Below are 20,035 nucleotides of genomic sequence, written 5' to 3' on the forward strand. Positions count from 1 at the left end.
AGCCGGATTGCCGCTAAGGAAACGCTCGCGCAAAGCGCTCGCGTACGCTTACAAATGCAGCAACTCCCGATAGAGTTCAATTCCGGATGAATACTGTCTCCGGCTGCCGCTCACGGCTGCGTGATGAGCTTCGCTATTTTGGCCGCCGGCAATTGTAGGCCTTGCGGAAGCCCGCAGCCTGGGCGTCGTCCTCCGAGCAGAACCAGCGGTCCGGCTTGGTGGTCGCGGGGTAGCTCGGGCAGCCCCGTAAATGGTAGATGCCGATATTGCCGGTCACGCGCGCGCGCACCGCAAGCTTGCCCTTGATGCCACAGCTCGGCGGCATCGTCAGATCCTCGGGAAACAACACCGCGCGAATCTCCTTGTCGCGGTCGGCGCGGCAGGCGGCGCCCAGGAGCGCGCCGTCCTTCTTGCCGGTGCGGAATTCTTGCGGTGCAACAAAGCAGCCCTTCCAAATTCCGGCCGAGGTTGATTTCGCGTCGGCGGCGGCAGACTTGACGTTCGCCTTGGCCGGCTCGCGAGCAATGGCATAGCCGAGCTTGACCAGCTGCTCGTTCAAGCTGGTCTTGTCGCCCTCGGCCGTGCAGATCGCGCGGTGCCGCTTGCCAAAACTCTTTTCCGGTCCGACATCGTCGCAACGCACCGATCGCTTGCCAATCAGCTTTGCGAGCTGGTCGCGGGCCTCGATGCCGCAGGTCCAGGGATCCGCGTGATCGTCGATGCAGACCTGATCCAGCTCGGGTGCGTCGATGCCCTCGAGGCGGTAGGTGACGTCGCCGAGCTGAACGGCGTTGCCGTCGCGGACCGTCGCGGTGGCCGTCAACGCGGAGCCGGGGCCGGTGGTGCCCAGAAATCCGGACAGGGCGAGAAAGCAAACGAACGCAAAAGCGCGGGCGCTGGCAAAGGATTTTCGGAAGGACATAAGGTCTCGCTATCGATGGCTCGTGCGCCTTGTTCCTAGCATCCGGATGTGGCGATACCAATGGTCTGCGCCCCGCGAAGTGCGACATTCCGGCCCCGCGGCTTTACTCGGCCGCAGCTCTGATCCTATCGTTCGCCGGCCTCGCGGAGCGGACGCCGAATCGCCCGGGAAGCGGCGAAGGGAGGAAAAATTTGCGATGAATGACCCCGTGGACGTCCTGATCATCGGCGCCGGCGCTTCAGGCGCGGCGGTGGCATGGTCGCTGGCCGAGACCAAGATGCATATTCTCTGCGTGGAGCAGGGCGGCTGGATGAACCCGGCGGAATATCCCAGCACGGGCCGGGACTGGGAGGCCAAATTCTACGGCGAGTGGTCGTCAAGCCCCAACGTCCGCGGCCGGCCCGAGGACTATCCGATCAACGACGACAATTCGCCGATCAAGGTCGTCAACTACAATGCGGTCGGTGGCTCGACGGTGATGTACACCGCGCACTGGCCGCGGTTGCATCCCTCCGATTTCAAGGTGAGGACGCTCGACGGCGTCGCCGAAGACTGGCCGATCGAATACGAGGCGCTGACCCCGTTCTTCGAAGAGAACGACCGGATGATGGGCACGTCCGGCCTGTCGGGCGACCCGCTCTCGCCGCTGACGCATCCGCCGATGCCGCCGCAGCCGATGGGATTGTCGGGAGCGATCATCGGCAAGACCATGAACAAGCTTGGCTGGCACTGGTGGCCGTCGGATACGACGGTCGCGACCATGGACTACGAGGGCCGCGCGCGCTGCATCAATCTCGGCCATTGCACGCCGGCCTGCGCGCAAGGCGCCAAATCCTCGACCGACATCACCTATTGGCCGCATGCGGTCCGCGCCGGTGTCGAGCTGCGTACGCACTGCCGTGTGCGCGAGATTACCACCGACGAGAGCGGCATGGCCACCGGCGTGGTCTATTACGACAAGGACGGCGTCGAGCAGTTTCAGCCGGCGCATGTCGTTATCGTCGCCTGCAACGGAGTCGGCACGCCGCGGCTGCTGCTGAATTCGGCATCGAACCGCTTTCCGAACGGGCTTGCCAATTCGTCCGGCCTCGTCGGCAAGAACCTGATGTTCCATCCCTATGCGCAGATCTACGGCTATGTGAAGGAGCCGACCGATAGCAACCGCGCGCCGCCGACCTGCCTGTGGAGCAAGGAATGGTATGACACGGACCTGTCGCGCGGCTTCGTGCGCGGCTATGGCGTTCAGTTCGTGCGCGGCGCGGGGCCGGTGTTCGAGGCTGTCGTCAGCGAGCAGAAGGGCATTCTGCCGTGGGGCGCCGATCATCACCGCGTCTTCCGCAAGCTCAACGGCCACCGGATCGGGTTTTCCGCGATCTGCGAGGACCTGCCGGAGGAGCATAACCAGGTCACGCTCGATCCGGTCTTGAAGGACAGCCACGGCATTCCCGCGCCGAAGATCGACTACACGATCAGCGAGAACAGCCGGAAGATGATGGAGCATGCGCTGGCGCGCGGGCGGGAGATTCTCGAAACCGCGGGGGCGAGCGACATCTGCGTCAACTCGCCGATCCCGTGGGGCGGCTGGCACCTGCTCGGCTCGGCACGCATGGGCACCGACCCCGAACGCTCCGTCGTCAACGAATGGGGCCGCTCGCACGATGTGAAGAACCTCTTCATCGTTGACGGCAGCATCTTCGTCACCTCAGGAGGCGCGAACCCAACGTCCACCATCCAGGCCCTCGCGCTCTACATCGCCGACCAGATGAAGCAGCGCCTCGCCAATCTCTTCGACTGAGGCCATCATGTCCGCAGACAACCAACTGACACGCGCCCAGCGCGACGACCTCCGAGCCATCGCCGCGATGATCGTTCCCGCCAGCGAAGAGTACAAGGTGCCCGGCGCCGACGATCCCGCGATCCAGGCTGACATGCTGGCGACGTTGGGACGGGACAGCAAACTGGTGGTGGCGGCGCTCGACCATCTGGCGCGGCTTGCTGGCCAACCGTTGGCCGAGCTCGATGCTGCCAGGCGCGATGCGGTGGCGCAGGAGTTTCGCAGGCATGGCGGCCCGGCTGCCGCGACGCTCGTCCGTGTGGTGCTGCAATGCTACTACCGCGACGACCGTGTGCTGGGCTCGCTCGGGATCGAGCCGCGCGCACCTTTTCCCAAGGGCCATGTGCTGCCGGATGGCGACTGGTCGCTGCTCGACCCGGTCAAGGCAAGGGCCGGCACGCTGCGACGGGCGCCCTAGCCACCTGGGCAGTCCAGCCTTGCGCCTTGGACGGGTCCCTTGCGCCTCACGGAGCAGGCCACCATCTGTGTGAGCCCCAAGGACTCTTGCCATGTTGGATTTTACCTCAGATATCGCCGATGACGGATCGTCATCGCGAGCGACAGCGGCTGTCCCGGGCAACGACCGGGCCCTGCTGGACGCCTATTCCAATGCCGTGATCGACGTGACCGACCGCGTTGGTCCCGCCGTCGTGCGCGTCGAGACCGGACCAAAAGTGCCGAACGGCCGCGAGCGCGGCGGGCTCGGCTCGGGCATCGTGATCTCGCCGGACGGGCTCGTGCTCACCAATAGCCACGTGGTCGGCTCGTCGAAGGAGATCCGGCTGCGCGACGTCGAGGGCCATGTCGGCGACGCCCGGGTGCTCGGCGTCGATCCCGACACTGATCTTGCGCTGCTTCGCGCCAATGGCGTGAGGAACTTGCCCTATGCGGCGCTCGGCAACTCCAAGACCTTGCGGCGGGGCCAGCTCGTGATCGCGATCGGCAATCCGCTCGGCTTTGAATCGACCGTCACCGCCGGCGTGGTCTCGGCGCTCGGGCGTTCGATCCGCTCGGTCAGTGGCCGCACCATCGAGGACGTGATCCAGACCGACGCTGCGCTCAACCCCGGCAATTCCGGTGGCCCGCTGGTATCGTCGAATGCCGAGGTGATCGGCATCAACACCGCCATCATTAACGGCGCGCAAGGCATCTGCTTCGCGGTCGCCAGCAACACCGCGCAATTCGTGCTGTCGGAGATCATCCGCCACGGCTATGTCCGTCGCGCCTATATCGGCGTGGCCGGCCAGACCGCGCCGATCCCGCGGCGGCACGCGTTGCTGGCGGGTGTCGAGAACAAGATGGGCGCGCTGCTGGCGCAGATCGAGCCGGACGGGCCGGCGGCGAAGGCGGGCCTGTTGTCCGGCGATGTCGTCATCGGCCTCGACGGCGTCGAGATCAACGGCGTCGACGATCTGATCCGTGTGCTCGACCGCGACCGGATCGGCCGGCGGCTCGCCATGGACGTCCTGCGGCTCGGCCGTCTGCGGGCGATCGATATCGACCCGGTCGAGCGCAAGCCGGCCCGCTAGCGTGTGGGCGCCTAAGCGGGGTATGACGGCGTCATGCCTCGCTTCGGGAACCCCGCCGCATGATGCCGGCGCATGAGACCTACGATGTCATCGTCGTCGGCGCCGGTGCCGGTGGCATGACGGCCGCGGCCGTCGCCGCCGCCGAAGGCCTGCGCGTGTTGGTGATCGAGAAGACCGCTTTCGTCGGCGGCACCACCGCGTGGTCCGATGGCACGGTCTGGATTCCCGCCAATGCCAAGATGGAAGAGGCGGGGCTCTCCGATAGCGTAACGGACGCCGTGCAATATTTGTCGAGCACAGTGCCGGAGCCCGCCAATGCGGGCCTCCGCGCCGCTTTCCTCGCGCGCGGACCGGAGGCGGTCACCTATCTCGAAGCCAACACGCAAGTGCGGCTCCAGCCGGTGGAAGCGTGTCCGGACTATTATCCGGAGCGATTGGGCGCGACGCCGGGCGGGCGCGTGCTCGAGCCGGTCGTCTTCGACGGCACGCGGCTGGGGGCCGCATTCGCGCGGCTGCGCGCGCCGGTGCCGGAGTTCACGCTGTTCGGCGGGATGATGGTCAACCGCCTCGACATCCCGCATTTGCACCGGGCCGGAAGATCGCTGCGCTCGACTCTTCGCGCGGCGCGGCTGGTTTCGGAGCATGCGTGGCAGCGGCTGCGCGGCCCGCGCGGCACGACGCTGCAGCTTGGCAACGCACTCGCCGCACGGCTGTATGCCTCGCTGCTGGCCCGGCAGGTCGAGATCCTCTTCAGTGCGGACGTCGAAGGCCTGTCCACGCAGGGCGAGCGGGTCGGCGGGGTAATTATCCGTCATGGCTCGCGCGATCGCCTGATCGCCGCGCGGCGCGGTGTGGTGCTGGCGACCGGCGGCTTTTCGCACGACGCAACCTTGCGCAAGCGCTTCTTCCCACCCGCTGCCGGATTCATCTCGGCGACCCACCCGTCCGCCACGGGTGACGGGCTCCGCCTCGCGACTGTAACCGGCGCAGCGCTCAACACGGATGCGACGAGCCCGGCCTATTGGGTGCCGGCCTCGCTGTTCCGGCGTGCCGATGGAAGCCGTGGTGTTTTCCCGCATACAGCGACCGACCGCGCCAAGCCCGGCGTGATCGCGGTCAATGCGGCCGGCCGGCGCTTCGCCAACGAGGCGCTGTCCTACCACGAGTTCGTGCTCGCGATGCTGCGTGACGGTGACGGCGAATCGGACCGGCCGTTCTATCTGATCTGCGACCGTCCGTTCCTGTGGAGTTACGGCCTAGGCCGCATCAAGCCGTTCACCCGCAATATCAGACGCTATGTGGCGAGCGGCGAGTTGGTCGAGGCCGCTGATATCGCGCAGGTCGCAGCGAAGATCGGCATCAAGCCGTCGATACTCGCGGCGACGATCGCAAACTACAATTCCGATGCGAAGGACGGCCGCGATCCCGAGTTCGGTCGCGGCAGCACCATCTCTCAGCGACACCTTGGTGATATCAGCCACAAGCCGAACCCTTGCGTCGCGCCCATCCTCTACGCGCCGTTCTTTGCGATGCGGATTTATCCGGCCGATCTCGGCACGGCGATCGGCATGAAGGTGGATGCCCAGGCGCGCGTATTGCGCGAGGACGGCACGCCGGTTGCGGGCCTCTACGCCTGCGGCAACGACATGGGCTCGATCATGAACGGCAATTGTCCCGGGCCGGGGATCGCGTTGGGACCGGCACTGACGTTCGGGTACATCGCAGGAAGGCATCTGGCGGAGGGGAGTGTGGCCGGGGCGAGTGCGGCCACAGCGTTGGTCTAGCCATTTCCACCGCTGTCATGCCCCGCGACCCGGCTACGCCAAGGCTTCGCCGAGGTCGAAGTCTGGGCGCGCCGAAGCTTTAGCGTAGGCGGCAGGCGGGGCATCCAGTACGCCGCAGCCCATCGGACTAATCACAACCACCTCGGAGTACTGGATCGCCCGCCTTTGCGGGCGATGACACCGAGAATGTAGCGCCAGTCTTCCGCTACTCCGCAGCCGCAGCAAAGCGGCTGTTCTCCAGTTCTGCTTCCAGCCGCGCCTTCTCCGCCGCCGCCAGTTTGATGTTGGCTTCCTTGACATGCCCGAAGCCGCGGATCGTCTCCGGCAGCCGCGCGAGCCTCGTCAGCAGCGGGATCTGCTCCGCTTTCAGCCCGGCGATGCGCTGATCGATCATGTCGAAATAATCCGCGACCAGCTTCCGCTCGGTGCGGCGCTCCTCGGTGCGGCCGAACGGGTCGAACGCGCCGCCACGCAGGAACTTCAGCCCGGCGAGGAGGCGGAAGGCGTGAATCATCCAGCCGCCGAATTCCTTTTTCTGGAGGTGTCCCGTCGTCTTGTCGCGCTGCGCGAAGATCGGCGGGGCCAGATAGAACTTCAGCTTGAAGTTGCCGTCGAATTTCTCCGAGACTTTCTTGGAGAAGCTGCCATCGGTGTAAAGCCGCGCGACTTCGTATTCGTCCTTATAGGACATCAGCTTGAACAGGTTTTTCGCGACAGCCTCGGTCAGCTCCGTGCTAGCAGGCGAGGTTGCTGCTTCCGCCTTGCGCACCTTGGCGACGGCGGCGAGGTAGCGATCGGCGTAGGCCCTGTCCTGATAGCCGGTCAAAAACTCCGCGCGCGTTGCGATGATGTCGTCGAGCGACTTTGTCGGCGCGGAGGTTCGGCTCCTGAATTGCAGCACGCTCCGCACCCGCGACATGTCGTGGGCGGCGAGGCGTCCCCAGGTGAAGGCGAGCTTGTTCATTTCGATCGCGGCGCCGTTGATCTCGATGGCGCGAAGCAGCGCTTCCAGCGACAGCGGGATTGCGCCCTTCTGGAAGGCGAAGCCGAGCATGAAGGGATTTGTCGCGATCGAATCGCCCATCAGTGCCGAGGCAATGCCGGTGGCATCGATGATGTCGAGGTTCTTGTCGCCGACGGCGTCGCGCAGCACGGTCTGCATCGTCCCCATCTCGAAATCGAGGTCGGGGTTTTGCACGAAGCTCGCGGTCGGCTGCAGGTCGGCGTTGATATACGCTTTCGTCGTTCCGCGCTCGGCGCGACTGAGCGCGGAGGGACCGGCCGAGACGATCATGTCGCAGCCGAGGATGACGTCGGCGCCGCCCGTCGTGATCCGGACCGCGGAGATGTCTTCCGGCTTCGCGGCGATGCGCACATGGCTCATCACCGCGCCGTTCTTCTGCGACAGGCCGGTGAAGTCCAGCGCCGAGCAGCCGCGGCCGTCGACATGGGCGGCCATGCCGAGCAGCGCGCCGATGGTGATGACGCCGGTGCCGCCGATGCCGGTGACGAGGATGTTGTAGGATGCGTCCAGCTCACGCGCGGGTGGCAGCGGCAGGTCGGCAAACAACTGGCCTGAATCCACCGCCGAGGTCTTGATCCGCTTGAGCGTGCCGCCGTGCACGGTGACGAAGCTCGGGCAAAAACCCTCGACGCAGGAGAAGTCCTTGTTGCAGTTCGACTGGTCGATCTGGCGCTTGCGGCCGAACTCGGTCTCCAGCGGCTGCACCGAGACGCAGTTCGACTCTTGCGAGCAATCGCCGCAACCTTCGCAGACGAGCTCGTTGATGAAAGCGCGCTTGGCGGGATCCGGATAGAGCCCGCGCTTGCGGCGGCGGCGCTTTTCCGCGGCGCAGGTCTGGTCGTAGATCACGACCGTAAGACCCTGGATGTCGCGCAGCTCGCGCTGCACGGCGTCGAGCTCGCGGCGATGATGGACGGTCGCGCCTTGCGGGAAGTAGTTGGTGTCAGGGTATTTGGTCGGATCGTCCGAGACGATCGCGAGCCGCTTGACGCCCTCGGCCCAGACCTGATGCGCGATCTGGGCGACGTTGAAGCCGCCCTCGGCCGGCTGGCCGCCGGTCATCGCGACGGCGTCGTTGTAGAGGATCTTGTAGGTGATGCTGATGCCGGCGGCCGATGCCGCGCGAAGGGCGAGCAGCCCGGAATGGGTGTAGGTGCCGTCGCCGAGATTCTGGAAAATGTGCTGCTCGGTCGTGAAGGGCGCTTGTCCTATCCAGTTCACGCCCTCGGCGCCCATATGCGAGATCAGATCGGTGCGGCGCGTCGGCATGCTCAGAGCCATGCCGTGGCAACCGATGCCGGCCATGGCTCGGCTTCCCTCGGGCACGCGCGTGGAGGTGTTGTGCGGGCAACCCGAGCAGAAGAACGGCGTGCGCGCGAGCTTGATTTGCCCGGAAGCCGGAACAGGAGTGTCGAAGGCCTCGAGCCGGGCGAGGCGCTGCTCCAGCACTGGGCTGTGGTGGCCGAGCTTGCGCAGCCGCGCCACCAGTGCGGATGCAACGATGGTCGGCGTCAGCTCGCCCTCGCTCGGCAATAGCGGCGCGCCGCGTTCGTCGCGCTTCCCGGTAACGGTTGGGCGCCTGGACGCATCGATATTGTAGAGGATGCGCATCAGCTGGTCTTCGATGAAACCGCGCTTCTCCTCGACCACCAGCACGTCCTGAAGCCCTTCGGCGAAGCGCTTGGCCCCGCTTTCTTCCAGCGGCCAGGTCATCGCGACCTTGTAGATGCGCAGGCCAAGGTCCTCCGCGTCCTTGTCGGAAATGCCCAGATCGGCCAGCGCCTGCCGCAGATCAAGATAAGCCTTACCGGTCGCGACGATGCCGAGCCGTGCCGGCCTGGAGTCGAGCACGATGCGGTCGAGCTGGTTGGCGCGCGCAAAGGCCTGCACCGCCGCCATCTTCGGGCCGAACAGGCGCCTCTCTGCGTCCAGCGGCGGATCGGGCCAGCGGATGTTGAGGCCGCCGGGCGGCATCTCGAAATCGTCGGGGAGCTTAATCTGGATGCGTTCGGGATCACTGTAGATCGAGGCCGAACTCTCCACGGTTTCGCTGATCGCCTTGAAGCCGACCCAGCAGCCGGAGAAGCGCGACAGCGCAAAACCGTAAAGGCCGAGGTCGAGATAATCCTGCAGCGTCGCCGGGTTGATCACGGGGATCAGCGCCGCTGCGAAGACCTGCTCGCTCTGGTGTGCCAGTGTCGAGGATTGGCAGCCATGGTCGTCGCCGGCAAGCGCGAGTACGCCGCCATTCAGCGAGGTGCCGGCGGCATTCGCATGCTTGAGCGCGTCAACCGAGCGATCGACGCCGGGCCCCTTGCCGTACCAGATGCCGAACACGCCATCGACCTTGGCGCCGGGAAACAGGCCGACCTGCTGGCTGCCCCAGACGGCGGTCGCCGCTAGGTCCTCATTAAGGCCGGGGACGAAGGCAATGTCGTGCTGCTGGAGGTATGACTTCGCGCGCCACAGCGCGTGGTCGTACATGCCGAGCGGGGAGCCGCGATAGCCCGAGATGAAGCCGCCGGTGTTGAGGCCCTGAAGTCGATCGCGTTCGCGCTGCAACATGGGCAACCGGACCAGCGCCTGCGTGCCGGACAGGAAGATCCGCTTCGATTCGAGCCGGTATTTGTCGTCCAGCTCGACCTGCATCAGCGTCATTTCGGAAGTCCTCGTCTCTTGGTCGGCTCTTATTCGACTTGGGGTTTGCGCTGCGGGAGGGAGGAGCGGCTGCGCGACGCGAATTGTGACAGTCAAGGGCATGCACAGGCGAAGTCAATATCGCTGGCCGCATCCGTGGCGCTCCTGCTAGTCATGGCTTGCTTGCGGAGGACACCATGACGGCACAAGTGTTCGATACCGAGATCACGGAGACCGACGGCGCTCTGATCGGGCCGTGGCGTCAGCCGCGTCAGATGCTGCAATCCCAAACCTACGACGCGCACGCCTCGATCCACGACGACGCCACCGCGCAGAAGCTCGGCTTCAAGGGCGGCACCATCGAGGGCCCGACCCATTTCAGCCAGTTTGCTCCGCTCGGCGCGCGTTTGTGGGGACAGGTCTGGTTCGAGAGCGGATGCCTCTCCGCGCACTACCGCAGCGTCTGTTACGAAGGCGAGGCGGTGCAGGCGATCCTGTCGAAGCCGTTGCCCGGCACCAGCCACTGCCAGATCCAGATGGTGAAGCGCGACGGCACGGAGGTGCTGCGCGGCACGGCTTCGGTCGGAGAACCGCAGGCCGCAACCGCGCTGGAGGCGCGCCTTGGCGAACTCAAGCCGCTCACTGATCCCGTGATCCTGCGCGACGTGAAGGTGGCGCAGACGAGCCGGCGCCAGGCGGTGCGGATGGCGTTCGACCAGATCATGGGCGAGCTCTATCCGTTCTCGCTGCGGCAGAAGCTCGCCGTCATCACCGAGACCTCGCCGTATTATTCAGGCGCCGGCAATCCTTCTGCGAATCCGTGGGGCAGGGCGATCATCCCGATGGAGATGCTGAGCGTGCTGTTCCAGTACCGCTCCAAGGACGATCCTCTCCCGGCCAAGGGCCCGGCCGTCGGCCTGTTCGCCGACCAGGAGATCAGGCTGGTGAGGGGCCCGCTGTTTGTGGACGAGGACTACGAAGTCGAGCGCGAGGTCGTCGCGCTCTCCGGCAGCCGACGCACCGAGAGCGCCTGGGTGAAGACGCGCGTGTTCGACAAGACGAATTCGGTGGTGGCGACCATGCTGCTGAACATGGCGACGCTGAAGGATTCTTACGCGCCGTATGAGGAAGAATATCGACGGCTGTACGGAGATACTGCCCGGTAGAAGCGAGCTTCGTTGTCGCTCATCCTTTGGGCAAATGCACGTCGCAAAAGCCGCCGCACAGCGAATAAGCAGACCCCGGCTTTCCTCATAACATTCTGACGGCGCAGGAAATTTTCCCGCGCTGTCCGCCCGATTGCCATTGTACACAATGGCACGGCGCTTGCAGAACTCCGGGCAACGAGAGTTCTCGCGGGGGCCTTGAGTCATGTTGAACTCAACCAAGCCGACATTGGGTGTCATCATCGCCGAACCGGAGCCGGTCAAGCTCGACTGGTCGGCTACCGCGCTCCTCATCATCGACATGCAGCGCGACTTCATGGAGCCTGGCGGCTTCGGCGAGACGCTCGGCAACGACGTCAGCCAGCTCGCGCGCGCGGTGAAGCCGATCGGTGCGGTGCTGAAGGCGGCGCGGGAGACCGGCATGCTGGTGATCCACACGCGCGAGGGCCATCTGCCCGATCTCTCCGACGCGCCGCCGGCGAAAGTCGAGCGCGGCGCGCCATCCTTGCGCATCGGTGACCCCGGTCCGATGGGCCGCATTCTCATTCGCGGCGAGGCCGGCCACGACATCATCCCGGAGCTCTACCCGCTCGACAGCGAGATCGTGATCGACAAGCCCGGCAAGGGCGCGTTCTACGCCACCGAGCTCACCGACGTGCTGGAGAAATACGGCGTCGAGAATCTGCTGGTGTGCGGCGTCACCACCGAGGTGTGCGTCAACACCACCGTGCGCGAGGCCAATGACCGCGGCTATCGCTGCGTCGTCATCTCGGACGGCTGCGCATCCTACTTCCCCGAATTTCACGAGATGGGCTTGAAGATGATCAAGGCCCAGGGCGGCATCTTCGGCTGGGTTGCAAGCTCAGCCGCGGTTCTGGAGGCGATGAAGATTTCCACATCAGCGTAGGGGCATCACGATGAGCACAGGCACGACAGGGACGGCCGGCACCTCCGAGTTCAAGCCAGCACTATGGACACCGGGCGACTGGAACGCGTTTTTCGGCTTCGGCACCAACATCCTCGTCAACATGCTGGTGCTCACAGGCCTGTTGCGCTTCGTGTTGAAGATGCCCGACTCACTGGTGTTCGGCCGCATCCTTCCCGCACTCGGGCTGATGATGTGCCTTTCCACCTTCTACTACGCGTTCCTCGCTTATCGTCTGGCACAGACGACCGGCCGCAACGACGTCTGTGCGTTACCGTCAGGCGTCAGCGTACCGCACATGTTCATCGTCACCTTCGTGATCATGCTGCCGATCACGATCAAGACCGGCGATCCGCTCAAGGGCTGGTCGGCGGGCCTGGTCTGGGTGTTCTTCCAGAGCTTCATCCTGATGATCGGCGGCTTCATCGCGCCGTTCATTCGAAAAATCACACCGCGCGCGGCGCTGCTCGGTACGCTCGCCGGCGTATCCGTCACCTTCATCTCGATGCGGCCGGCGCTCGAAATGTACATGACTCCGCAGATTGGCCTGGTCTGCTTCGCCATCATTCTGGTGAGCTGGTTCGGTGGCGTGAAATATTGGCGCGGCATTCCCGCCGGTCTCGTCGCGATCGCGGTGGGCATGGTCATCGCATGGGGTTCGAACCTGTTCGGCCTCGGTCTCGGTGGACTGAGCGTCAAAGGCGTCGGTGATGCCTTTGCCAATTTCGGCTTCTCGGTGCCGATCCCGGCGGTAGGCTACGTTTTCTCCGGTTTCGAATTCCTCGGAATCATTCTGGTTACCGCCATTCCGTTCGGCATCTATGATCTCGTCGAGGCCATGGACAATGTCGAGAGCGCGGAGGCCGCCGGCGACGAATATCCGACCACGCGCGTGCTCACCGCCGACGGAATCGTCAGCCTGATTGGCTGCCTGATGGGCAATCCCTTCATCAACGCCGTCTATATCGGCCATCCCGGCTGGAAGGCGATGGGCGGCCGCATCGGTTACTCGGCTGCGACCGGCATCATGGTGGTGGTGCTGGCCTGGTTCGGCATCATCTCGGTGCTGCTGGCGCTGGTCCCTGTCGTCGCGATCTCGCCAATCTTGCTCTATATCGGCATGCTGATCGGCGCGCAGGCGTTCCAGACCACGCCGGTCAAGCACGCGCCCGCGATCGTGCTGGCGCTGACGCCGCATCTGGCCGCCTGGGCCAAGCTCCAGATCGACACCATGCTGGGCTCGACCATGAACGCGGCTGCGACCGTCGGCGGAATGGCCGCCGACAAGGCCGACGCGGTCAAGGCTGCGGCGATCGCAGCACTGCCTCAGCAGGGCGTGTTCTATCACGGACTCGAAGTGATGGGCGGCGGCTCCATCCTCGGCGGCCTGATCCTGGGTGCGATCGGTGTCTTCATCATCGAGCGCGACTTCGAGAAGGCCTCGGCGTTTGCGCTGGTTGGTGCGGTCCTGACCTACTTCGGCTTCATGCACGGCGAAGCCGTCGGCATCGGCGGCGGCTTTGGCGTCACGCCAGCGGTCGCGTTCGCCTATGCCGTGATGGCCGCCGGTTTGTTCGCGGCCAGCCGGCTCGGCGCGAGCGAGTCCTACATGCCGCACGCGGACATGCACGCGGCACCGGCGGAGTAGCTACCCGCCCTTGACGGCACCCGCGGTGAGCCCGGCGACGATCTGTCGCTGGGCGAACACCGTGAGCAGCAGCACCGGAAGGGTGACGATCAGCGCGGCGGCCGCGAGCGGCCCCCAGCTCAACTGGTCGAACGAGATCATGTTGTAGACCGCGACTGGCAAGGTGCGTGTCTCGCGTCCGGCCAGCACGATGCCAAAGACAAAGTTGTTCCAGGAGAAGATCACGGCGAGAATGAAAGCGACCGCGATGCCAGGCTTGGCGATCGGCAGCGCGACATGGCGGAAGACCTGCCAGCGCGTGGCGCCGTCGATGAGGGCTGCTTCTTCCAGCTCCATTGGCGTCGTCTCGAAATAGCCGATCATAATCCAGATCACGATCGGCACCGTGACCACGAGGTGGATGATGATCTGCGGCACCAGCGTGCCGAGCAGTCCCAGCCACTGGAACATGAGAAACAGCGGGATCAGATAGGACAGGCCCGGCGTGATGCGGGCGATCAGGATCACGATCGCGGATTTATGCGCGGCCATGCGTGCGATGCCGTAGCCGGCGGGAACGCCGACGAGCAGGGCAAGCAGCGTCGCACTGCCGGTGACGATCAGGCTGTTGATGAAATAGGTCAGAAAGCGGTTGGAGGCGAGCACGTCGGCATAGTTTTTCCAGGCGACATGCTCGGGAAAGAACACCGGCGGGTAGGTGGCGTTGTCGATCTCGAATTTGAGCGACAGCGACAGCATCCAGAGAAAGAACAGGATCGCCGGCGACACGATGAGGAACACCGAGAACCACAGGCCGATCTTGCCCATGATTTGCCTTGGACTCATGTGCCGCTCGCGATCTCGGTCCACAGCATGCGTTGGCGTGCATAAAGCATCACCGCCGCGAGCAGAACGATCAGCAGGAAGAACACGACCGCGATCGCCGAGCCGTAGCCGAGGTCGTAATAGGAGAAGGCGACGCTGTAGAGATAGATGTTGATCGTCTCCGACGCCGATCCCGGACCGCCCTGCGTGATCGCGAAAATGATGTCGAAGCTCTTCACGGCATCGATCATGCGGATCATGCCGGCGATGAACAGGAACGGCATGATCAGCGGCAGGGTGATGAAGCGGAACGCCTGCCAGATGCTGGCGCCGTCGATCTGTGCACTTTCGTAAGGCTCGGTCGGGATCGCTGCCAGGCCGCCGAGCACGATCAGCATGACCAGCGGCGTCCATTGCCAGGTCTCGACCAACACCAGCGAGGGAATGACGGTCGCGGGATGGAATACCCAGAGCTGCGCGGGGATTCCGACCAGTGACAGCAGATAGTTCAGTACGCCGAGCTGCGGGTGGAACATCATGGTCCAGACCAGCGCGATCGCCACCGGCGTCGCCATCATCGGCATGATGAAGACGCCGCGCAGAAAGCCGCGGCCAGGGAATTTCTGGTGAAACACTACGGCCGCAAACGTGCCGAGCACGAGCGGCAGCAGCACGGAGAGTGCGGTGTAGACCAGTGTATGTCCGATGGCCTCAATGAAGCGGGGATCGCTCGTCAACCGCAGATAATTGGACAAGCCAACGAAGGTGGTCGACGAGCCGACCTTCCATTCGTTCAGGCTCATCCAGATCGTGAAGACCCACGGAAAGATGATGATCGCGATCACGACGACCAGCGCCGGGACCACGAACGGCCAGTAGGACGGCGGCCGCAACTCCTTCTCCGGCGCGGCATCAGACTGTGCCGCGCCCGGAGTCGATTGTGTCAACGCACTCACGCCTTCTCGCTACGCTCCAGGATCGGCCGGTACTGATCGTTGGCCTTCTTCAGCTCGGCGGCAGGATCGGCGCCGGACAAGGTCGCAGTGACCGCGGCGCCGACGATGTCGCGGAATTCGGCGACCGGAATCACGACGGGCAGGCCCAGCTTGCTGATCTTGCCGGAATCGATCACCGATTGCAGCCATTCCTTGGTCTTGACGCCCTTCTGGACCTCGGGATCGCCGAGGATCGAATTGCGGAACGGTACGCCGCCGCCGGCCTGCAGCAGCCGCGCGCCCTGGGTTTTCGAGACCACCCATTGGCAGAGCAGATAGGCGGCTTCCTTGTTCTTGCTCGCAGCGGCAACGCCGATGCCGTCGCCATAGGTCGAGGAATATTGGCCCTTGGGGCCAGCGGGCACGACGGTGTAGCCGACCTTGCCGACAACGCGCGAGGCGGCCGGATCCTCCAGCGGTGGCGCCCAGCCGACGCCGTCGATCCACATCGCGGATCGGCCTTGCGTGAACGAGGCCATCGACTCCATCCAGTTGAAGCCGGCGACGCCGGGCGGTGCCGATTTCGTCAGGAGCGTCTGATACAGCTTGGTCGCGGCAATCGCTTCCGGACCATCGGTCAGGATGTTGCCCTTGGCGTCGAGGAATTCCCCGCCATAATTGAGGAAGAAGTTGCTCCACATCGCCATGTTGGCATTGCGCAAGCCGCGCCCGACAAAGCCGTAAATCCCTTCCTTGGTATCGGTGAGCTTCTCGGCGGCCGCAGCCATCTCGTCGAGGGTCTTGGGAACGGCGACGCCCTTCTTCTCGAACAGCTCCTTGTTGTAATAGAGGATGAAATAATCGACCGACCAGGGCAGCGACAGCATCTGGCCCTTGTCGTTCCTGGCATATTGCAGGCCCGCGGCCGAGAAGTCGCTCTCGACGAGATCGGGCGCGGTCAGCGCCGGGTCCTTCATGAAGGGCGTCAAGTCGGCGAGCCAGCCGGCCTTCTCGAACTGCCGCTTCTGCACGTGGTAGCTGAGATGGACGACGTCGAAGCTCGGACGGCCCGAGGTGAACTCGATCACCACCTTCTGGCGCTGCTGCTGCTCGGGAATCTGCTCCGCTTCGACCTGTATGCCGGTGAGTTCGGTGAACTCCTTGACGTATTTTTGCAGGTTGTCGCCGCGGGGGCCCTTGGCAAGGATCACCTCGAGCTTGGTCCCTGCGTATTTCTTCCAGTTCACCTCGGCGCGCGCCGGCAATCCCGTCAGGCTGAGCGCGCCAGCTGCGGCAGTGCCGGTCAATAGCGTACGACGCGAGATTTTGTGGTTGACCACTTGAGGTCCCTCCCTGTGACTCAATTTGGGCGGATACTAGCGGCCGTTGCGCGTCTGCCTAGTCCTAATCTGTGGAATTCAGGGCCGCACGGCCGGCGTTTCCATCGGCAAGCCATGCGCTCGCGACATCAGATAGAGTTCGAGCGCGACCAGCTCGGGCGCGCCGAAATCATAGGCCTGGGCGCGGACACCCGTCATGCAACTGCGTAGCCGGCGCTCCAGCGATCCCAGCGTCTGCCATTCCAGCCGATAAAGCGGATAGCCGGTCGGCTGTCCCTGCGTGATCGGCGCGCCGGCAAGCCGGTTGTTGAAATTGTCGTCGTGGCAATTGGTGCAGGCAAGGTTGAGCTGCCCTTCGCGCTGCATGAAGAGGTCGCGGCCCTGCTCGACGAATGGCTTCAATTGCGGATCGTCGCCGGCCGTGATCGTGATGCCGCGCGATTGATGCGCGACGAAGGCGGACAGGGCCAGCAGGTCGCGGCTTTCGTAGGGGAGCGCCGGTGCTTGTTGATGATTGCTGCGGCACAGATTGATGCGCTGGTCGAGCGTGACGGGCCGCGCCAGCGCCTTGTCGAAGGCCGGATAGCGCGCCGCGACGCCTTTCATGCTGCCGCGTGCATCGCCATGGCAATCCGCACAGGCCTTGTCGGCGCTGCCGGTCTTCTTCGTCCACAACGCCTCGCCGTCGAGCACGAACAGCATGCCGGGATTTGAGGTGTCGTCATCCTGCATCGCGCGGGTGTCGGGCCCCATGAACGAATAGCCGGAGCGGCGCGCGTCCGGCGGAATCTCGCCGGCGAGCAGGGCAGGGGCCGTGGCGAGGAACGCCGCGGCCGATATCGCGCGCCAAAAACTCATTCGACCGTGATCGACGCCGATGCGCTGGACAAATAGCCGTTGTCGCCGATCCATTCGAACTCGAACTTGCCGCTCTCCTTCGCGACCGTGAAGAACGACAGATAGGGATTGGCCGCGATCGCGGGGAAGAGATCGGCGCGAAAAATCTCGGTACCGTTGTAGCGGCACGTGAAGCTCGTGATGATGTCGCGCGGCACCAGCGCGCCGTCCGCCGTATGGCGGAAGCCGGTTTCCATGATGTGCGAGGTCAACGTGCGGATCTCGACGATTTCGCCGCGTCTGGCTTTCGCGGGAACGTTGATGAGCGCGGCCATCAGTTCATCTCCTCGGTGCAGGCGGCCAGCGTCACGACGATTTCCGTCGTGACCTGCCAGAACGTGTCGTCGGAAAGACGCGCGATCGCCACCACCTTCTGGGTATCCGCGAGCCGAATCCGGGTCGAGATCTGGGCGCGGCCGGAGGAGGGGCCGAGATGGAAGTTGCCGATGTTCGGCTGCGGGTTCTTCTCGTTGAAGACGTGGATGCTCTTGACGTAGTCGTCCGCCGTCATCGGGCTCGCGACGCTCACGGTCAGCGGCACCGTGTTGCCGTTCTCGACCAGCGGCGGAATGTCGAGCTTCACCTTGCCGGAGCGTACAGGTGCTTCGCCGACGACGTTGCGGATCGCGGCGGTGAGCATCGCCGGTGTCGCCTCGAGCGGCCGCAGCGTGACGATCGGGAGCGTCCCGGCGACCGTCACGCTTCCAGCAAGGTTCAGGAATTGTCGTCGCGTGGTCGGCATGAACAGTCCTAGTCCCGAAGCGTTGCAAGGAAAGCCACGATGTCCTCGATCTCGGCGGCGGACAAGATCGGTTTGCCGACGAAGTTTCGCCCGACCCGCACGAGGTGATCGGTGCGATAATAGGACGGCATGATGGTCTTCGGGTTGAAGCGCGCCGCATCGACCAGTCGAAGCCGCAACTGGCTCACCGTCCAGCGGTTCCCCGCACCCGAGAGGTCAGGCGCGAGGTCGCCCTGGAACCGGGTCTCCGGGAAGGGGCCGGAATGGCACAGGATGCAGGTCGTCGTGCGCGCGAGCACCAGCGCGCGCCCGCGCGCGGCATCGCCGGGCGCGCCGGTGAGCGATTCCGCGATGCCGTCGCCGGCGACGTTGTAGTGCCGGAGCTCCTCGGCCCCTGCATGGCAGGCGAAGGCGCAACTGGCGGCGATCAGCGCTGCGATATGGACCGATGTTCTAGCCAAAGGTGTCCGCCGTGATGGCTCGAAACCAGCGCTCGGCTTCAGTCGCCTCGCGGGCGCGCAATTCGCGCGGCGCATCGGCCGGGCTGGTCGCTCCGCCCTCGACCTCGGCGAAGATGTCGCCCCTGGGCTGGTAATTGCCCGCGAGTGAAAAGCCGTAGCCGGGTGCGACAATGTTGTAGCACACGCCTGTCAGTCGCGGCGTTTCTGGTGCGCGGCCGGCAAGGAGGTTCACGATCGCGGAAGCGCAGGCCTTGCCCTGTGCGCTTGCCGCGGATGCCGATTTGGGAATGCCCCCGCCGAGGCAGGCATCGCCGATGACGTGGATGTTCGGGACAAGTTTCGATTCGAAGGTAACGGGATCGATCGGGCACCAGCCGGTGGCATCCGCCGCGCCCGCGACCTCAGCGATGCGTCCGGCACGCTGCGGCGGGATGACGTTGGCGACGTCGGGGGTGTAATTGCCGAATTCGGTGACGATGGTCCTGGTCGCAGGATCGACCGAGGTCACGCGGCCGCCTTGCGACAGAGCGATGCGTTCGATCATGTCCCCGTAAAGCTCCTTCCACGCCTTCTCGAACAGCCGCTGCTGGGAGAAAGTGTCCTTGGCATCGAGAATCAAGACCTTTGAGCGCGGCTTCGTCGTTTTCAGGTAATGCGCGATCAGGCTGGCTCGCTCGTAAGGCGCCGGCGGACAGCGCGAGGGATTGGCGGGGATGGCAATGGCGACAGTGCCGCCGTCCGGCATGGCCTCCAGCTGCCCACGCAGCAATAGCGTCTGCGCACCGGCCTTCCAGGCATGCGGCATCTTTTCTGATGTGGCGTCGTCGTAGCCGGGCAGAGCCTCGAAATGGAAGTCGATGCCGGGAGAGAGGACGAGACGATCATAGGGCAGCGCAACGCCATCGGCCGTCACGACGCTGCGCAGCTGCGGCTCGATTGTGGTTACGGCTTGGCTGATCACCGTGACGCCTTCGGCGGCGACCTTGTCATAGCCAAACTGCTGCACGTCGATCTCGCGCAGACCCGCGATCACCTCGTTGCTGAACGGGCAGGAAGTGAAGACGGTACTGGGTTCGATCAGGATGACTTGCAAGTTTGCCTGCGCGCGCTTCAGCGCGCGGGCGCACGCCGCACCACCGAAGCCGCCGCCGACCACGACGACGCGGCCCGCCGATTGCGCGCGCAGGATCGTAGGGGCGGCGAATGATGTGGCCGCAGCGGCGATGCCGAGGACGGCATCCCGCCGTGTCACCGGCGCATTCATGAGTCTTGTCCGGAAAGTGTGCCGCGGCGGGGCGTGGCGCCCCCCCCGGCGGGGTAGCGCCGGCAGGGATATATTTGGTGGGCCCCCGCCCCCACCGGCGGGGGTTTGGCGCCCCCCCCCGGG

The 20,035-nt window shown here is 64.8% G+C and carries 17 protein-coding genes; 7 read left to right on the plus strand and 10 right to left on the minus strand.

The window, feature by feature from the left end; translation table 11 throughout:
• Positions 1-133 precede the first annotated feature (133 nt).
• Positions 134-922 (minus strand): thermonuclease family protein, encoded by a 789-nt coding sequence (locus tag AC0L23_RS30425; protein ID WP_085362227.1) that lies wholly within the window; start codon positions 920-922, stop codon positions 134-136.
• A gap of 196 nt (positions 923-1,118) precedes the next feature.
• Here AC0L23_RS30425 and AC0L23_RS30430 point away from each other — a divergent pair, with 196 nt between their 5' ends.
• The 4 genes from AC0L23_RS30430 (at position 1,119) to AC0L23_RS30445 (ending at position 6,069) form a co-directional block, all read left to right on the plus strand.
• On the plus strand, positions 1,119-2,717 hold the full coding sequence (locus AC0L23_RS30430; protein WP_085385892.1) for a GMC family oxidoreductase: 1,599 nt from the start codon (positions 1,119-1,121) through the stop codon (positions 2,715-2,717).
• A gap of 7 nt (positions 2,718-2,724) precedes the next feature.
• Entirely contained in the window at positions 2,725-3,174 is a 450-nt protein-coding gene (locus AC0L23_RS30435; protein ID WP_018457169.1) for a hypothetical protein, read from the plus strand.
• 91 nt (positions 3,175-3,265) lie between these two features.
• Positions 3,266-4,285: a S1C family serine protease gene (locus AC0L23_RS30440; RefSeq protein ID WP_085352074.1), complete on the plus strand. Its 1,020-nt coding sequence runs from the start codon at positions 3,266-3,268 to the stop codon at positions 4,283-4,285.
• A 59-nt stretch (positions 4,286-4,344) separates the two neighbouring features.
• Positions 4,345-6,069 (plus strand): FAD-dependent oxidoreductase, encoded by a 1,725-nt coding sequence (locus AC0L23_RS30445; protein WP_085362228.1) that lies wholly within the window; start codon positions 4,345-4,347, stop codon positions 6,067-6,069.
• A 205-nt stretch (positions 6,070-6,274) separates the two neighbouring features.
• Here AC0L23_RS30445 and AC0L23_RS30450 read toward each other — a convergent pair whose 3' ends face one another.
• Positions 6,275-9,751 (minus strand): indolepyruvate ferredoxin oxidoreductase family protein, encoded by a 3,477-nt coding sequence (locus tag AC0L23_RS30450; protein WP_085362229.1) that lies wholly within the window; start codon positions 9,749-9,751, stop codon positions 6,275-6,277.
• Between the two features lie 176 nt (positions 9,752-9,927).
• Between AC0L23_RS30450 and AC0L23_RS30455 the strand changes: the two genes are divergently transcribed.
• From AC0L23_RS30455 to AC0L23_RS30465, 3 genes are all read left to right on the plus strand, one after another.
• Positions 9,928-10,896: a hypothetical protein gene (locus AC0L23_RS30455; RefSeq protein ID WP_085362445.1), complete on the plus strand. Its 969-nt coding sequence runs from the start codon at positions 9,928-9,930 to the stop codon at positions 10,894-10,896.
• Positions 10,897-11,101: 205 nt separating this feature from the next.
• Positions 11,102-11,803 carry a cysteine hydrolase family protein gene (locus tag AC0L23_RS30460; protein WP_085362230.1) on the plus strand — a complete coding sequence of 234 codons (702 nt, stop codon included), beginning with the start codon at positions 11,102-11,104 and terminating at the stop codon, positions 11,801-11,803.
• Positions 11,804-11,813: 10 nt separating this feature from the next.
• Positions 11,814-13,469, plus strand: coding sequence for a regulator (locus AC0L23_RS30465; RefSeq protein ID WP_085362231.1), 1,656 nt, complete (start codon positions 11,814-11,816; stop codon positions 13,467-13,469).
• Here AC0L23_RS30465 and AC0L23_RS30470 read toward each other — a convergent pair whose 3' ends face one another.
• The 8 genes from AC0L23_RS30470 to AC0L23_RS30505 all read right to left on the minus strand — a co-directional run bounded on the left by AC0L23_RS30470 (position 13,470) and on the right by AC0L23_RS30505 (position 19,912).
• Positions 13,470-14,294, minus strand: coding sequence for a carbohydrate ABC transporter permease (locus tag AC0L23_RS30470; RefSeq protein ID WP_085385891.1), 825 nt, complete (start codon positions 14,292-14,294; stop codon positions 13,470-13,472).
• The gene (locus AC0L23_RS30475; protein WP_085362233.1) at positions 14,291-15,229 is read right to left on the minus strand and encodes a carbohydrate ABC transporter permease; all 939 of its coding nucleotides are present in this window, start codon (positions 15,227-15,229) and stop codon (positions 14,291-14,293) included. Before AC0L23_RS30475 ends, AC0L23_RS30470 begins: the two co-directional genes overlap by 4 nt.
• On the minus strand, positions 15,226-16,548 hold the full coding sequence (locus AC0L23_RS30480) for an ABC transporter substrate-binding protein (protein ID WP_026233315.1): 1,323 nt from the start codon (positions 16,546-16,548) through the stop codon (positions 15,226-15,228). The genes AC0L23_RS30475 and AC0L23_RS30480 overlap by 4 nt, the downstream gene beginning before the upstream one ends.
• 78 nt (positions 16,549-16,626) lie before the next feature.
• A complete protein-coding gene (gene soxA / locus AC0L23_RS30485; RefSeq protein ID WP_018457159.1) occupies positions 16,627-17,406 on the minus strand; it encodes a sulfur oxidation c-type cytochrome SoxA in 780 nt (259 codons plus the stop codon).
• Entirely contained in the window at positions 17,403-17,720 is a 318-nt protein-coding gene (soxZ, locus tag AC0L23_RS30490; RefSeq protein ID WP_018457158.1) for a thiosulfate oxidation carrier complex protein SoxZ, read from the minus strand. Before soxZ ends, soxA begins: the two co-directional genes overlap by 4 nt.
• Positions 17,720-18,187: a SoxY-related AACIE arm protein gene (locus AC0L23_RS30495; RefSeq protein WP_026233314.1), complete on the minus strand. Its 468-nt coding sequence runs from the start codon at positions 18,185-18,187 to the stop codon at positions 17,720-17,722. The genes soxZ and AC0L23_RS30495 overlap by 1 nt, the downstream gene beginning before the upstream one ends.
• An 8-nt stretch (positions 18,188-18,195) precedes the next feature.
• Entirely contained in the window at positions 18,196-18,648 is a 453-nt protein-coding gene (gene soxX / locus AC0L23_RS30500; protein ID WP_085362234.1) for a sulfur oxidation c-type cytochrome SoxX, read from the minus strand.
• Complete coding sequence (locus AC0L23_RS30505; protein WP_018457155.1) at positions 18,641-19,912, minus strand: NAD(P)/FAD-dependent oxidoreductase; 1,272 nt, start codon at positions 19,910-19,912, stop codon at positions 18,641-18,643. The genes soxX and AC0L23_RS30505 overlap by 8 nt, the downstream gene beginning before the upstream one ends.
• Positions 19,913-20,035: the final 123 nt, after the last annotated feature.

The sequence above is a fragment of the Bradyrhizobium sp. MI1.4 genome (assembly GCF_055811315.1).